This is a genomic window from Bradyrhizobium sp. S3.7.6 (assembly GCF_054061875.1).
In genome coordinates this window covers 350,557-365,675 of record NZ_JBSSEQ010000001.1, presented here as the reverse complement: position 1 = coordinate 365,675, position 15,119 = coordinate 350,557, and the positions used below count along the sequence as shown (strand labels likewise).

16 protein-coding genes are annotated in these 15,119 nt (G+C 65.2%); 13 read left to right on the top strand and 3 right to left on the bottom strand.

Annotated elements, in window-relative coordinates:
• Nucleotides 1-68 precede the first annotated feature (68 nt).
• Nucleotides 69-869, bottom strand: a complete 801-nt coding sequence (locus ACVJ5M_RS01825; RefSeq protein ID WP_063979889.1) for an SDR family oxidoreductase — start codon at nucleotides 867-869, stop codon at nucleotides 69-71.
• Nucleotides 870-1,051: 182 nt separating this feature from the next.
• Complete coding sequence (locus ACVJ5M_RS01820; RefSeq protein WP_063979888.1) at nucleotides 1,052-2,110, bottom strand: polysaccharide deacetylase family protein; 1,059 nt, start codon at nucleotides 2,108-2,110, stop codon at nucleotides 1,052-1,054.
• 164 nt (nucleotides 2,111-2,274) lie between these two features.
• Between ACVJ5M_RS01820 and ACVJ5M_RS01815 the strand changes: the two genes are divergently transcribed.
• From ACVJ5M_RS01815 to phoB, 13 genes are all read left to right on the top strand, one after another.
• Nucleotides 2,275-3,669 carry an OmpA family protein gene (locus ACVJ5M_RS01815; protein ID WP_063979887.1) on the top strand — a complete coding sequence of 465 codons (1,395 nt, stop codon included), beginning with the start codon at nucleotides 2,275-2,277 and terminating at the stop codon, nucleotides 3,667-3,669.
• A 2-nt stretch (nucleotides 3,670-3,671) separates the two neighbouring features.
• Entirely contained in the window at nucleotides 3,672-3,968 is a 297-nt protein-coding gene (locus tag ACVJ5M_RS01810; protein ID WP_063979886.1) for a hypothetical protein, read from the top strand.
• Between the two features lie 125 nt (nucleotides 3,969-4,093).
• Entirely contained in the window at nucleotides 4,094-4,684 is a 591-nt protein-coding gene (locus ACVJ5M_RS01805; protein WP_166348139.1) for a TetR/AcrR family transcriptional regulator, read from the top strand.
• Nucleotides 4,681-5,613 carry a haloalkane dehalogenase gene (locus ACVJ5M_RS01800; protein ID WP_063979884.1) on the top strand — a complete coding sequence of 311 codons (933 nt, stop codon included), beginning with the start codon at nucleotides 4,681-4,683 and terminating at the stop codon, nucleotides 5,611-5,613. Before ACVJ5M_RS01805 ends, ACVJ5M_RS01800 begins: the two co-directional genes overlap by 4 nt.
• Nucleotides 5,614-5,624: 11 nt before the next feature.
• Nucleotides 5,625-5,852, top strand: a complete 228-nt coding sequence (locus ACVJ5M_RS01795) for an Rdx family protein (protein WP_063979883.1) — start codon at nucleotides 5,625-5,627, stop codon at nucleotides 5,850-5,852.
• A gap of 452 nt (nucleotides 5,853-6,304) precedes the next feature.
• Nucleotides 6,305-7,360 (top strand): putative bifunctional lysylphosphatidylglycerol flippase/synthetase, encoded by a 1,056-nt coding sequence (locus tag ACVJ5M_RS01790; RefSeq protein ID WP_063979882.1) that lies wholly within the window; start codon nucleotides 6,305-6,307, stop codon nucleotides 7,358-7,360.
• Nucleotides 7,361-7,392: 32 nt separating this feature from the next.
• Complete coding sequence (locus ACVJ5M_RS01785; RefSeq protein ID WP_063979881.1) at nucleotides 7,393-8,691, top strand: ATP-binding protein; 1,299 nt, start codon at nucleotides 7,393-7,395, stop codon at nucleotides 8,689-8,691.
• A gap of 144 nt (nucleotides 8,692-8,835) precedes the next feature.
• The gene (gene pstS / locus ACVJ5M_RS01780; protein ID WP_063985930.1) at nucleotides 8,836-9,849 is read left to right on the top strand and encodes a phosphate ABC transporter substrate-binding protein PstS; all 1,014 of its coding nucleotides are present in this window, start codon (nucleotides 8,836-8,838) and stop codon (nucleotides 9,847-9,849) included.
• Nucleotides 9,850-9,992: 143 nt separating this feature from the next.
• Nucleotides 9,993-10,982 carry a phosphate ABC transporter permease subunit PstC gene (gene pstC, locus ACVJ5M_RS01775; protein WP_063979880.1) on the top strand — a complete coding sequence of 330 codons (990 nt, stop codon included), beginning with the start codon at nucleotides 9,993-9,995 and terminating at the stop codon, nucleotides 10,980-10,982.
• A 1-nt stretch (nucleotide 10,983) separates the two neighbouring features.
• Complete coding sequence (gene pstA / locus ACVJ5M_RS01770; protein ID WP_063979879.1) at nucleotides 10,984-11,829, top strand: phosphate ABC transporter permease PstA; 846 nt, start codon at nucleotides 10,984-10,986, stop codon at nucleotides 11,827-11,829.
• Entirely contained in the window at nucleotides 11,826-12,647 is an 822-nt protein-coding gene (gene pstB, locus ACVJ5M_RS01765; RefSeq protein ID WP_063979878.1) for a phosphate ABC transporter ATP-binding protein PstB, read from the top strand. The genes pstA and pstB overlap by 4 nt, the downstream gene beginning before the upstream one ends.
• 11 nt (nucleotides 12,648-12,658) lie before the next feature.
• A complete protein-coding gene (phoU, locus tag ACVJ5M_RS01760; protein ID WP_028155152.1) occupies nucleotides 12,659-13,375 on the top strand; it encodes a phosphate signaling complex protein PhoU in 717 nt (238 codons plus the stop codon).
• Nucleotides 13,376-13,390: 15 nt separating this feature from the next.
• The gene (gene phoB / locus ACVJ5M_RS01755) at nucleotides 13,391-14,098 is read left to right on the top strand and encodes a phosphate regulon transcriptional regulator PhoB (RefSeq protein WP_014491300.1); all 708 of its coding nucleotides are present in this window, start codon (nucleotides 13,391-13,393) and stop codon (nucleotides 14,096-14,098) included.
• 235 nt (nucleotides 14,099-14,333) lie between these two features.
• Here phoB and ACVJ5M_RS01750 read toward each other — a convergent pair whose 3' ends face one another.
• Nucleotides 14,334-14,846, bottom strand: coding sequence for a GcrA family cell cycle regulator (locus ACVJ5M_RS01750; RefSeq protein ID WP_014491301.1), 513 nt, complete (start codon nucleotides 14,844-14,846; stop codon nucleotides 14,334-14,336).
• Nucleotides 14,847-15,119: the final 273 nt, after the last annotated feature.

Genomic DNA, 15,119 nt, shown 5'->3' with positions numbered 1-15,119 from the left:
TGGATGCCCCGGTCAAGCCGGGGCATGACTGCGGAGTGTGACGCGCGCTCTGTGCTGAAACGCCCCGCCTACCCGGCGATCTCCAGCCCCGCATTGGCGTACACCACGCCGCCATCCACCGCGATGGTGTTGCCGACCACGTAATCACCCGCGCGCGAGGCGAGGTAGATCGCGACGCCGGCCATGTCCTCATCGGTTCCGATACGCCGCGCCGGAATGCGCTTTGCGACCTCGTCCGCATGGTCGCGCGCAGCGCGGTTCATGTCGGACTTGAACGCGCCCGGCGCGATCGCGGTGACGTTGATGTTGTCCTTGATCAGCTTCGTCGCCATGCGCCGTGTCAGATGGATCACGGCGGCCTTGCTGGCGGCGTAGGAATAGGTCTCGCTGGGATTGACGAAGATGCCGTCGACCGAGGCGATGTTGATCACCTTGGCTGGCCGCTCGTGCGAGGCCGCCGCGCGCAACGGCTTTGCCAGCGCCTTGGTCAGGAAGAACAGCGACTTGACGTTGAGGTCCATCACCTTGTCCCAGCCGCTCTCCGGGAATTCGTCGAAATCCGCGCCCCAGGCCGCACCCGCATTGTTGACGAGGATGTCGAGCTTCGGCTCCAGCTTGATGATTTCGGAGGCCAGCCTGTCGCAGCCCTCGATGGTCGAGATATCGATCGGCAGCGCGACGCATTCGCCGTCATATTGGGCGGAGAGCTCTTTCGCCGTCGCCTCGCACGGCCCGGCCTTGCGCGCGGTGATGTAGACCTTCGCCGCGCCTTGCGCGAGGAAGCCCGCCGCGATCATCTTGCCGATGCCGCGCGACCCGCCGGTCACGAGCGCGACACGGCCTTTGAGCGAGAACAGATCGTTGAACATGGTGCCTCCCTTGGTTGACGCCGTTTTGAGCGCGGCCGAGAGGGGAGTCAAGGAAGGCGCTGGCCAGCTCCGCCCTCATCCTGAGGAGCGCGTCAGCGCGTCTCGAAGGATGCGGGCGGCCATCCTTCGAGACGCGCTCCTTTGGAGCGCTCCTCAGGATGAGGTCTGAGTGTGTTGATGGATCAGGCCGCCGCGATCCGGCGAAAGCCGTTCCACATTGCGGTCGCGGCGCCTGAGGTCAGCACCGGCAAAATTCGCGCGTCCTGGTAATTGCCGTTGAGCGAGACGCGCGGCAGCGCGGTCATGTGGCCGGCGTTCTCGGCGAACAGCATGCCGGGCCGGGTCGTCACCGCGGTCTTGAAGCCGGCCGATGCAGCGAGAGCGAATTCGCGCTCGCCCGCCGCTTCGCGGTCGCCATAGGGGTAGGCGAAGTGCAGCACGGTACGGCCGAGCGCCTGCTCGATCCGCGCGCGGCTTACCGCCATCTCCTGTGCGGCGATCCCCTCGCTCTGCCTGGCGAGATTGCAATGGCTGATGGTGTGCGCGCCGATCGTGACCAGCGGATCGGCGGAAAATGCCTTCACCTCGTCCCAGGACAGGCACAGGCTGCGGCACAGCGCGGCCATGTCGACGTCGTATCTGGCGCAGAGCGCCTCGATCTCGCGCTTGAGATCATGTTCGCCCGGCAGCGCGCGCAGCCAATCGTGCAGGCGGTCGAACGCAACCTGTTTTGCAGCAGGGGTCGTTGCATCCAGCCGAAGCGCGGAATTGCCGATCTGGATGTCGATCTGTTCGGCCTTGGCGATCACGGTTTCCAGCGCGGTCCACCACAGACGTCCGGTGCCCTCGGCAAACTCGCTCGCGACATAGACGGCCAAGGGCGCGTCAAATTCGCGCAGAACCGGCAGCGCGAATTCGAGATTGTCGCGGTAACCGTCGTCGAGGGTGAAGGCGGCGAAGGGGCGGGTGAAGCGGCCCTGCACCAGCCGCTCATGCAGCTCGTCCATGCTGACGATGTCGATCCCGCGCGAGCGCAAATGGCTCAGCGTGGCGCGCAGGAAATCGGGGGTGACTTCGAGGTGCCGGTTCGGCTGGAACGCGGCCTCGCGGGCCGGCCGCACATGGTGCAGCATGAAAATGGCGCCGACGCCCGACAAGAGCGGGCGCAACAGGTGGTGCGCCCCGCTGAAATAGAGTGCCCCCAGCCCGGCGCGGATGACGTTGTTTCGGAGTTGTTTCATGACCGGCTGGCGAACTCTGGCATTCCACTTTCAACTTACGGAAGAACCCTTGAAGAAAAAGTTATTCCAATTGTCGACGCATGGCCTTCGGAAGGGCATCATTTCCGGTTTGACAGCCCGCCAAGGGTTTGTTTTGTCTCCGGTTCCAGAGTTCGGGTCGTTGAATGCAGAAGCTTTTCAGGTGGGCCAGCAAATGGTGGCCAGGGCTGATCCCCCTGGCCGTCATGTGGGGATTTGCGGCCTGGAATAATACCTTGCCGGTCGAGGCGGACCTGTCCGCCCGCAGCTCGGCGGCGCTCAAGGAGACCGTTCTGGACAAGACCCGGATCGCGGTGGACGGCCGGGACGTCGGCCTGGCCGCGGACGCCTTTTCCGAGGAGGGGCGCCGCGATGCCGTGATGGCGGTCGAGCTCGTCCCGGGCGTGCGCCTGGTCGACGACCGGACCCGCCTTGTTCCCGAAGCAACGCCCTTCGTCTGGAATGCCGAGCGTGACGTGGTGCGGGTGACGCTGTCCGGCTCCGCGCCCCTGCCGTCGATGAAGGCGCGCCTGACCGAGGCCGCGCGCAAGGAGGTCAACGGGACCGAGGTCGCCGATCAGATGGGCCTGGCCAGGGGCGCACCGCCGCGGTTCGAGGCCGCAGCGATGCTGCTGCTCGACCAGATCGGCAAGCTCAAGGACGGCAAGATCACGATCACCGACACCAAGGTCAATCTGTCGGGCATGGCGCGCGACCTCGGCGGCCGTGAGGCGATCGCGGCCGCGCTCAAGAACCTGCCGGAGGGCTTTTCGGTCGCCGCCAACGATGTCAAGGCGCCGCCCTACATCTTCCAGGCCTACAAGGACCCGGTTGCTGCGACGGTGACGCTGACGGGCTACGTGCCTGACAACAACGTGCACGCGGCCATTGCAACGAGTGCCTCGCGAAAGTTCTTCACCGAAAAGGTCGTCGACAATCTCAAGGCCAGCGTCGGCGCACCCGGCTCCTTCAATACTGCCGTGGTCGCAGCGCTAGGCGGGCTGTCGCGGCTGTCGACCGGTACGCTCGTGGTGTCCGATCGCGAGGTGAAGCTGTCGGGTGACGCGCTCTACGAAGGGGCCGCCAACGACATCCGCGCAGGCCTCGGCAAGGACTTCCCGAAGAACTGGCAGTACAAGCCGGAGATTACGGTGAAGCCTGCCGCGGGCCCGGTCGACGGCACGGTCTGCCAGCAATTGTTCACGGAGCTCCTGAACAAGGGCAAGATCCGCTTCGCAACGAAACGCGCCGACATCGACCCGGATTCCGCCGGCATTCTCGACCACCTGATCGAGACGGCGCTGCGCTGCCCCACCACCAATATCGAGGTGGCCGGGCACACCGATGCCGACGGTGAGGACTCCTTCAACCAGGCTCTCTCGGAGAAGCGCGCGCAGGCCGTGATCGACTATCTGGTCAAGGCCGGGCTGCCGGCCACCCGCTTCACCCCGGTCGGCTATGGCGCCACGCAGCCCCTCGCCGGCAATGACACCGACGAAGGCAAGGCGCAGAACCGCCGCATCGAATTTCTGGTGAGGTGACGATGCCCTATCTCGTCTCATTCCATCTGGGCTGGCTGATCGGCTCGCTGCTGCTGGGCTTTTGCATGGGCTGGATCTCGGTGGTCCAGCGCGGCAACGGTACCTCGAAGGTGACCGCGCGCTGGCTCGCCGTGCTTGCCGCCGCCCTGGTCGCAGCCTCCTTCGCGCATGTGGTGCCCGGCCGCTTCGGCTATTGGCTCGATCTCGGGCTGGTCATGTTCGCCTGCTACCTAGTCGGCTGCACCATCGGCGCCTGGCTTCGCGACAGGGTGGTCTCGCGGAGCCAGCCGGCGGCCTGAGTCCTTGGGCTCTCTCGGAGGGCGGGCCTCTATCCAACATTGCGATAACGGCCTGATCGGCAAGCAAATTGCTGAACGATCAGAATGCGCTTGACATTAATACGTACGTACGTATTAATTCCCTCGTGCCAAAGCCCTCACTCAAAGACGCCATCCTCGATGCCGGCCTGAAGGTCATGTTCAGGACCGGCTATCACGGCACCAGCGTGCGCGACGTCACCGCTGCGGCAGGCGCGCCGCAGGGGTCCTTCACCAACCATTTTCGCTCCAAAGAGATATTCGCCTCCGAGGTGCTCGACCGCTACTTCGACACCACGAGGGGACTGGTCGCGCAGGCACTCGACGACACCTCGCTGACGCCGCGCGCGCGGCTGCGGCGCTATCTCGACATCATCACCGGCCGGCTCGAGGCCGACGGCTATGGCCGCGGCTGCCTGATCGGTGATCTCAGCCTGGAGGCATCGGCCAGCAGCGAAATGCTGCGTGTACGTCTCGCCGAAATCTTCGCCCAATGGCGCGCGCCGTTCGCCGCTTGCATCAGGGACGCCCAGACGTGCCGCGAGATCGCATCCGATTTCGAGCCCGAAGAGCTTGCCGATTTCCTGCTCGCGTCCTGGCAGGGCGCGATCCTGCGCATGAAGGTCGACCGAAATCCCAACGCCCTCGAACGTTTCAAGACCATCGCCTTTCAAACCGTCTTCAGGGAGCTGACATGAGCAAGCCAACTGAAATCGAGATTCTCAAAACGTCTGTGCTGGGAGGCACGATGGCCTATCGCGAGGCGGGAGATCGCGATGCGCCCGTTGCCCTGTTCTTGCACGGCAACCCGACGTCGTCACATATCTGGCGCAACATCCTGCCGCTTGTATCGCCGGTCGCACATTGCATCGCGCCCGATCTCGTCGGCTTCGGCCAATCCGGCAAGCCCGACATCGGCTATCGCTTCGTCGACCACGTCCGCTATCTCGATGCATTCATCGAACAGCGCGGCATCAAATCGGCCTACCTCGTCGCGCAGGACTGGGGCACCGCGCTCGCGTTCCATCTCGCCGCGCGCCGGCCGGATTTCGTGCGCGGCCTTGCCTTCATGGAGTTCATCCGCCCGATGCCGACCTGGCAGGACTTTCACCACACCGAGGTCGCGGAGGAGCAGGACCACGCCGAGGCGGCGAGGGCGGCGTTCCGCAAATTCAGGACGCCGGGCGAGGGCGAAGCGATGATCCTCGAGGCGAACGCGTTCGTCGAACGCGTGCTGCCCGGTGGCATCGTTCGCAAGCTCGGCGAGGACGAGATGGCGCCTTACCGTGCGCCATTCCCGACGCCGGAGAGCCGCCGGCCCGTTCTCGCCTTTCCCCGCGAACTGCCGATCGCGGGTGAGCCTGCCGACGTCTACGAGATGCTCCAATCCGCGCATGCGGCGCTGGCTGCATCGTCCTATCCGAAGCTGTTGTTCTCGGGCATGCCCGGCGCGCTCGTCGCGCCCGAATTCGCCGAGCGGTTCGCAGCCTCGCTGAATCACTGCGCATTGGTGCGCCTCGGACCTGGGCTGCACTTTCTCCAGGAGGATCACCCCGAGGCGATCGGCCGCTCCGTCGCCGGCTGGATCGCCGGCATCGAGGCCGTGCGCCAGCAGCGCGCTGCCTGAAGGCGGGCGAGATGGCTGATGTGACCATCATCTATTGTCGTCCCTGCGGCTACGAGAAGCGCGCCAAGGACGCCGCTGCTGCGCTGCGGCAGCATCTGGCGCTGGAGGCGGCTCTCGTGCCCGCCAAGGGTGGGATCTTCCAGGTCAAGGTCGGCGACAGCATCGTCGCCAGCCGCAGGAAGGGCCACTTTCCCGGTACCGACGAAATCGTGGCCGCCGTCACTTCCGCGTGGCACTGATCCGGGGCGGATTCCGATCGCTTCCTGAGGCCGCTACCGTCGCCGCGGCCTTTCGGCCCACCTGAATCCCTGAACAACAGCGCCGGCCACCCCCTCTTTCGCCAGGCGGGGGCGGCCCATGGATTGACGTCGGCTTAAGTCGTGACGGAACATTGTGCGGTCGAAATCATCAAAACTTCATGGCGCCTGCGCAGGATTGCCATGGAGATTCGCGTCAGTCTTGCCGCCGAAAGCGCCAATCCGTGCATCAGGAGCCCGCAACCCTGCCTAAAATATTGAAGGCACGAGTTTTTGTTCGAATTGCTGAATTCCACTCCGCCCCAAAACGCGCTAGTGGAAGGGCATGGGGCATGCGCGATGCCGGAGCCGGCGGCAAGGGTTCGTTGAATGCCTGTGCGTCGTCCGCCTGTCCGCCGGCCACCCCGGCCGCTGAAGCGTTGTTCGAGGTCTAGATGCTGGAAGCCATACGCAGGGCGATGACGTTTCTGCGCCAGAAGCAAGTCCTGCATAAGCTTGGAGTTGTGATCAGCGTCGCGGTCATCGGCATCGCTTGCTATGTGCTCTACCACATGCTGCGGGGCATCGACGTCAACGAGGTCCTCGAAGCGATCAAGAGCACCGAGCCGAGCCAGATCGCGATGGCGGCGCTGTTCGTGGCCGCGGGCTATTTCACCCTGACCTTCTACGATCTGTTCGCCGTGCGCGCGATCGGTCACGCCCATGTGCCCTACCGCATCAATGCGCTTGCCGCCTTCACCAGCTATTCGATCGGCCACAATGTCGGCGCCAGCGTCTTCACCGGCGGCGCGGTGCGCTACCGCATCTATTCGGCCTATGGCCTGAACGCGATCGACGTCGCAAAGATCTGCTTCCTCGCCGGCCTGACCTTCTGGCTCGGCAATGCCGCGGTGCTCGGCCTCGGCATCTCCTACCATCCGGAAGCCGCTGCCGCGATCGACCAGCTTCCGCCCTGGCTGAACCGGATGCTGGCGATGATGATCATCGCGGGGCTGGTCGCCTATGTGGTCTGGGTCTGGACCCAGCCGCGGGTGGTCGGCCGCGGGCCCTGGACCGTGGTGCTGCCGGGCGGCCCGCTGACGCTGCTCCAGATCGCCATTGGCATCATCGATCTCGGCTTCTGTGCGCTGGCGATGTACGTGCTGGTCCCGGACGAGCCCAATCTCGGCTTCGTCGTGGTGGCGGTGATCTTCGTCTCGGCGACGCTGCTCGGTTTCGCCAGCCACTCGCCGGGAGGGCTCGGCGTGTTCGATGCCGCCATGCTGGTCGGCCTCTGGCAGATGGACCGCGAGGAACTGCTGGGTGGCATGCTCCTGTTCCGCGTCCTCTATTATCTCTCCCCCTTCGTCATATCTGTAATCTTGCTGACGTTTCGCGAGGTTATAATCGGCGCTCGATCGAAGCGCTTGCAGCAGGCGGCGCTCAAGCTCGACCCCGGCCCGGCGCGTGAAGCCGCCTATGTGAGAGAGCGCAGCGACACCGGCGCCTGACCGGCGCATCCCCTTAGGAGAAGCCCGCCCCGATGGCGATCGACGCCCCATCTTCTCCCTCCGCGCAGCCCTGGTCCGACCGGCTGCGGCACTCGACCGTCATCCTGATCGCCGCGGCGCTGGCGCTGTCGGTGGTGGTCTCGCTCGGCGAATTGTCGGTGATGCGGGCGGCGACGGTGTTCCTCTGCATCGCGGCCGCAGCGCTGATCCCCTGGCGGCTGCACGACAATGCCGCCTCGCGCGACGACACCCGCCGCGTCAACCCGGTCGAGAGCGCGGCGGTGGCCGCGGTCGTCGCCGGCATGCCGGATCCGGCGGTGCTGCTCGACCGCGCCGGGCGTGTCATCCATCTCAATGCCGCCGCCGCCCAGCTGGCGCCGGCACTGCGCAAGAACGAGCTCGCCCAGTTCGCGCTGCGCTCGCCGGAGATCATCACGGCGCTGCGGGAGTCGATCGCGACCACCGAGCCGCGGCGCACGACCTATCTCGACCATGTGCCGGTCGACCGCTGGATGGAGCTGACCATCACACCGGTGCCGGTGCCGACCTCCTTCGGCGGCGCCGACAAATGCATGCTGATGACATTCCACGACCAGACGCCGCTGCGCCGGGTCGAGGAGATGCGCGCAGACTTCGTCGCCAATGCCAGCCACGAGCTGCGCACGCCGCTCGCCGCGCTGTCGGGTTTCATCGACACGCTCCAGGGCCAGGCCAAGGACGATCCCAAGGCACGCGAGCGGTTCCTCGGCATCATGCACAACCAGGCGACCCGGATGGCGCGCCTGATCGACGATCTGCTCTCGCTGTCGCGGGTCGAGCTGTCGGCCCATGTGCGGCCCGACACCCTGGTCGACCTGCTGCCGATCATCTTCCAGGTCGCCGACGGGCTCGAGCCGCTGGCGCGGGAGCGCCAGGTCGAGGTCGAAACCCATCTGCCTGAGACCCCGGTGATGATCGCGGGCGATCGCGAGGAATTGCTCCGCCTGTTCGAGAACCTGATCGAAAACGCCCTCAAATACGGGGCGTCGGGCGGACGTGTCATCGTGTCGCTGGCCGCCGCGGCAGCCACTGATGGAACTCAGGAAATCCGGGTCCTGGTCCGCGATTTCGGACCCGGCATCGCGCCCGAGCATCTGCCGCGACTGACCGAGCGGTTCTACCGGGTCGACGTCGGCGACAGCCGCTCGCAGGGCGGGACGGGGCTCGGATTATCGCTGGTGAAACATATTCTTAACCGCCATCGCGGCCGGCTTTTGATCGAGAGCGTGCCCAAGCAGGGCGCCGTTTTCACGGCCTGTTTTCCCCAGGCGAAGACCGCGGCTTCAACCTGATATTCAAGCGATTTCAATCGCTTGGCCGTGTCATCCAGCTGTCACGAAACCTTCGTAAAAGCACAGCCGACCGCTCCTAAAGGGGCGGCACGGGGAGCGCGATCGGGCGCGGATGGCGCTTCGCTCCCCTGTATGGAGACCACCATGAATTTCATCAAAACTATCGTCGCTGCCGGCTTGGTCGCCGCATCGGCGACGGCGGCGTTTGCTGCCGACATCACGGGTGCCGGTGCGACGTTCCCGTTCCCGATCTATTCCAAGTGGGCTGACGCCTACAAGAAGGAGACCGGCAACGGTCTGAATTACCAGTCGATCGGCTCGGGCGGCGGCATCAAGCAGATCCAGGCCAAGACCGTGACCTTCGGCGCCAGCGACGCGCCGCTCAAGGCCGAGCAGCTCGAGAAGGACGGCCTCGTCCAGTGGCCGATGGTGATGGGCGCCATCGTTCCGGTCGTCAACATCGAGGGCGTGAAGCCCGGCGAGCTGGTGTTCGACGGCGAGACCCTGGCCAGCATCTATCTCGGCAAGATCACCAAGTGGGACGACGCCGCGATCAAGAAGCTCAATCCGAACGTGAAGCTGCCGTCGGACGCGATCACCGTGGTCCGCCGCTCGGATGGTTCGGGCACCACCTTCAACTTCACCAACTACCTCGCCAAGGCCAGCGCGGACTGGAAGAGCAAGGTCGGTGAGGGCACGGCGGTCGAGTGGCCGGTCGGCGTCGGCGCCAAGGGCAACGAAGGCGTGTCGGGCAACATCAGCCAGACCAAGAACTCGATCGGCTACGTCGAGTACGCCTATGCCAAGCAGAACAAGCTGACCTACACCGGTCTCGTCAACAAGGCCGGCAAGCCGGTGCAGCCGACCGTCGAGGCCTTCCAGGCCGCGGCTTCCAATGCCGACTGGGCCAAGGCGCCCGGCTACTACGTCATCCTGACCGACCAGCCCGGCGACAAGTCCTGGCCGATCACGGCGGCGACCTTCATCCTCATGCACAAGGATGCCACCGACAAGGCAGCCTCGCAGGAAGCCATCAAGTTCTTCCGCTGGGCCTTCAAGAGCGGCGGCAAGGCGGCTGAAGAACTCGACTACATCCCGATGCCGGACCCGGTCGTCCAGCTGATCGAGAAGACCTGGGCTGCCGAGATCAAGAGCTAAGCGCTCTTGTCCCGGACTGGGCGCCGGGATCTCACAAGACCTCCGCTCCGGATCGGCCTCGCGCCGCATCCGGAGCGCAAGACCAACAACAAGACCGACAACAAGCGTATATCAAACGGGCACAGGGGATCGGCGTGGCAGAGATGGCCGTTCAGAGCGATGTAATCGACGACGCCGGACCGTATGACCGCGCCAAGGCCTTGGGCGCCTTCAAGCTCGGCGACCTCACCTTCTACTGGATCACGCGGCTGTCCGCGATCTCGGTGCTCCTCATCCTCGGTGGCATCATCATCTCGCTGATCGTCGGCGCGTTCCCGGCGATGAAGGAATACGGCTTCGCCTTCCTGTGGACGCAGCGCTGGGCGCCGTCGGCAGATCCGCCCGTGCTCGGCGCGCTCGGCCCGATCTACGGCACGCTCATCACCTCCTTCATCGCGATGGCGATCGCCATTCCGGTCGGTCTCGGCATTGCGATCTTTCTGACCGAGCTCTGCCCGCAATGGGCGCGCCGCCCGATCGGCATGGCGATCGAGCTGCTCGCCGGCATTCCCTCGATCATCTACGGCATGTGGGGCTTCTTCGTGCTCGGCCCGTTCCTGGCCAACACGTTCCAGCCCTTCATGATCAAGATCTTCGACGGCGTCCCCGTGCTGGGCGCGATCTTCGCAGGCCCGCCGTCCTATCTCAGCCTGTTCAACGCGGCGCTGATCCTCGCCATCATGGTGCTGCCCTTCATCACCTCGATCTCGGTCGACGTGTTCAAGACGGTCCCGCCGGTGCTCAAGGAAGCCGCCTACGGCGTCGGCTGCACCACCTGGGAAGTCGTGCGCAGCGTGGTGATCCCCTACACCCGCGTCGGCGTCATCGGCGGTGTCATGCTGGCGCTCGGCCGCGCGCTCGGCGAGACCATGGCGGTGACCTTCATCATCGGCAACTCGTTCCGCATCTCGTCGTCGATCTTTGCCCCGGGCACCACGATCTCGGCGGCGATCGCATCGGAGTTCGCCGAGAGCGACGGCCTGCACCAGTCCGGCCTGATCCTGCTCGGCCTGCTGCTGTTCGTGCTGACATTCTTCGTGCTCGCGGCTGCACGGTTGATGCTGATGCGTCTTGAAAAGAAGGCGGGGAAGTAACATGAACCCGATCTACGCACGCCGCCGCCGCATGGACATCGTCATCCGTGTGCTCTGCCTGGCTGCCGCTGCCTTCGGCGTCACATGGCTCGCGCTGATCCTGATGACGCTGCTCTACAACGGCATTGCCGGCCTGAACCTGGAGCTCTTCGTTGCGGACACGCCGCCTCCGGGCTCGACCGAGGGCGGCCTGCGCAACGCCATCGTGGGTTCGATCATCATGACCGTGCTCGGCGTCGGCATCGGCGCGCCGCTCGGTCTGTTCGCCGGCACCTATCTCGCCGAGTACGGCCGCAACGACCGCCTGACCTCGGTGATCCGCTTCATCAACGACATCCTGCTCTCGGCGCCCTCGATCATCATCGGCCTGTTCATCTATGGTGCGGTGGTGGTGCCGATGCGCGGCTTCTCGGCGATTGCCGGCTGCCTCGCGCTTGCGGTGATCGTCATCCCGGTGGTGCTGCGCACGACCGAGGACATGCTGCTGCTGGTGCCGAACGCACTGCGTGAGGCGGCCTCGGCGCTCGGCCTGCCGCGCTCGCTGGTGATCAAGCGCATCGCCTATCGCGCGGCGCGCTCGGGCCTCATCACCGGCGTGATGCTGGCCACCGCCCGCGTCGCCGGCGAGACCGCGCCGCTGCTCTTCACCGCGCTGTCGAACCAGTTCTTCAGCCTGGGTCTGAACAAGACGATGGCGAACCTGCCGGTCACCATCAATAATTTCGTGCAGAGCCCCTACGCCTACTGGAAGCAGCTCGCCTGGAGCGGCGCGCTGCTCATCACCCTGACCGTTCTTGCCCTGAATATTGGCGCGCGCATTCTGAGCGCCGAGAGGACCGCAAAATGAGTGATCTTTCCGTATCGATGAGCGCGGCCGGTGGTTTGCCCCAGGCGCCGGTGCTGCCCGAAGCTCCGGCCAAGGTGACGGTGCGCAACCTCAATTTCTATTACGGCGAGCACCACGCGCTGAAGAACATCAATCTGGCGCTCGGCACCAACCGCGTCACGGCGTTCATCGGCCCGTCGGGCTGCGGCAAGTCGACCCTGCTGCGCATCTTCAATCGGATGTACGACCTCTATCCGGGCCAGCGCGTCACCGGTCAGCTCATGCTCGACCAGACCAACGTCCTCGACCCCAAGCTGGACCTCAATTTGCTGCGCGCCCGCGTCGGCATGGTGTTCCAGAAGCCGACGCCGTTCCCGATGACGATCTACGAGAACATCGCCTTCGGCATCCGCCTTTACGAGAAGATCTCGAAGTCCGAGATGGACGACCGCGTCGAGAAGGCGCTGCGCGGTGGCGCGCTGTGGAACGAGGTCAAGGACAAGCTCAACGCCTCCGGCCTGTCGCTCTCCGGCGGCCAGCAGCAGCGCCTCTGCATCGCCCGCACGGTCGCGGTGCGGCCCGAGGTGATCTTGTTCGACGAGCCCTGCTCGGCGCTCGACCCGATCTCGACCGCCAAGGTCGAGGAGCTGATCCAGGAGCTGTCCGAGAACTACACGATCGCGATCGTCACCCACAACATGCAGCAGGCGGCGCGCGTCTCCGACAAGACCGCCTTCATGTATCTCGGCGAGCTGATCGAGTTCGACGACACCAGCAAGATCTTCACGTCGCCGACCGACCGGCGCACGCAGGATTACATCACCGGCCGGTTCGGCTGAGGAGACGGAACATGGGTTCTGAACATACCGCAAAGGCCTTCGACACCGACCTCCAGGAGCTCACGCGCCTGGTCGCCGAGATGGGCGGCATCGCCGAGCGCATGATCGTCGATTCCGTCGACGCGCTTATCCGCCGCGACGTCGCGCTCGGCCAGCGCGTCGTGACCATCGACGCCGAGCTCGACGCGCTCCAGAAGAAGATCGAGGAGCGCGCCGTTCTCACCATCGCGCGCCGCCAGCCGATGGCGGTGGATCTGCGCGAGATCGTCGGCGCCATGCGCGTCGCGACCGATCTCGAGCGGATCGGCGACCTCGCCAAGAACATGGGCAAGCGCGTCGCGGCGCTGGAGACGGATTTCCATCCGCTCAAGCTGTTCCGCGGTCTGGAGCACATGACCGACCTCGTGCAGCAACAAGTCAAGTCGGTGCTGGATGCCTATGCCGCGCACGATCTGCCGGCGGCGATGGCGGTGTGGAAGGGCGACGAGGAAGTCGACGCCATCTGCACCTCGCTGTTCCGCGAGCTCCTCACCTACATGATGGAGGATCCGCGCAACATCTCGTTCTGCATCCATCTGATGTTCTGCGCCAAGAACATCGAGCGCATCGGTGACCACGCCACCAACATCGCCGAGACCGTGTTCTACATGATCGAGGGCCAGGCGATCACCGACAAGCGGCCGAAGGGCGACATGACGACCTTCGCCACGACGGTCCCGAACACTTAAGGAGCGACGAACACCATGGGCGCACGCATTATGGTGGTTGAGGACGAGGAAGCTCTCACCGAGCTTCTCCGCTACAACCTCGAAGGCGACGGCTATGACGTCGAGACGGTGATGCGCGGCGACGACGCCGACACCCGCCTCAAGGAGCACATCCCCGATTTGATCGTGCTCGACTGGATGCTGCCGGGCCTCTCCGGCATCGAGCTGTGCCGGCGGCTGCGCACCCGGCCCGAGACCAAGCAGCTCCCGATCATCATGCTCACCGCGCGCGGCGAGGAGAGCGAGCGGGTGCGGGGCCTTGCGACCGGCGCCGACGACTACATCGTCAAGCCGTTCTCGGTGCCGGAGCTGCTGGCACGCGTGAAGGGCCTGCTCAGGCGCGCCAGCCCCGAGCGGCTCGCCACCGTGCTCGCCTATGGCGACATCGAGCTCGACCGCGACAAGCGCCGCGTGGCGCGCTCGGGCCGGCCGATCGATCTCGGTCCGACCGAATATCGCCTGCTGGAGTTCTTCCTGGAGCATCCCGGCCGCGTGTTCTCGCGCGAGCAGCTGCTCGACAGCGTCTGGGGCCGTGACATCTACATCGACGAGCGCACCGTCGACGTCCATATCGGCCGCCTGCGCAAGCTGCTCAATCTCGGCCGCGAGCAGGACCCGATCCGCACCGTCCGCGGCGCGGGCTACGCACTGGACGATCGCTTTGCGAAGGCGGAGCAGGCGTAGCTCGGTGAGCTGCGGCCACACTCTCGGTGTCGTCCCGGACAAGCGCAAGCGCGGGTCCGGGACACCCACAGCGAGCGGTTATTTTGTGAAAAGGTAACTCCGAGTCCCCGTAGCCACATCTTGCGGTGGTTAAGGGTCCCGGATCTGCGCGCGCTCGAGGCGCGCTTGTCCGGGACGACATCGGATTTGTTGAGCCGCCATCGTGTGACGGCTCCTTTCTGAGCTCAGAACGACTTCAGCGCGGACCCGGCTTCGCCGGCGCGCGCCGGCGATCGGCCGCGGGCTGATACGCCACGCGCGAGTGCTGGGCGCAGTAGGGCAGGCCGGAGAGCGCCTTGCCGCCGCAGAAGAAGAAATCCGGGCTCGAGGGATCGCCGACCGGCCAGTGGCAGGTGGCCTCGTTCAGCTCCAGCAGCGACAGCCGCTGGCTCATCGGCACGACGTTGTCGTAGGTGACCGGTTCGGCCTCGACCTCGACTTCGAAGGCCTGCGCCAGCGCGGTGTTGCCGCGCGCGATCGGGCGTGTCACCCGCATCATGTGCTGGGCGGGGCGCGCCTTGCGCGGCCGCGGCGCTGCCGATGAAGGGCTCTTGGCGCGGCCCGACAGGCCGAGCCGGTGCACTTTGCCGATTACGGCATTGCGGGTCACATTGCCGAGTTCAGCGGCGATCTGGCTGGCCGAAAGTCCGGCCTCCCAGAGCTTTTTCAGCTGCTCGACGCGATCATCCGACCAGGTCAAAACGGTCATTGCACCCTTTCCTTCGCCGGCGCCTGCCATCCTGGCGGCCGCACGGCGAATGCCTAAGCTTCGAAAAACCCGTGCCGCCAGAATCCCTTAAGGCTCGCCGGGCGCACCAGATGCGCCCGAACGCTTACGCCGGTACATGAGGACTTCGAGGATCAGAACTGCTGCACGAGATGTCGTATCTGACAAGCCAAACGCTACAATATGGCGTGACTCACGCGCAAGAGTCCGCCGACTCGCTTCCACATGTTCCGTGGCGGAAATACGCAAAATCGC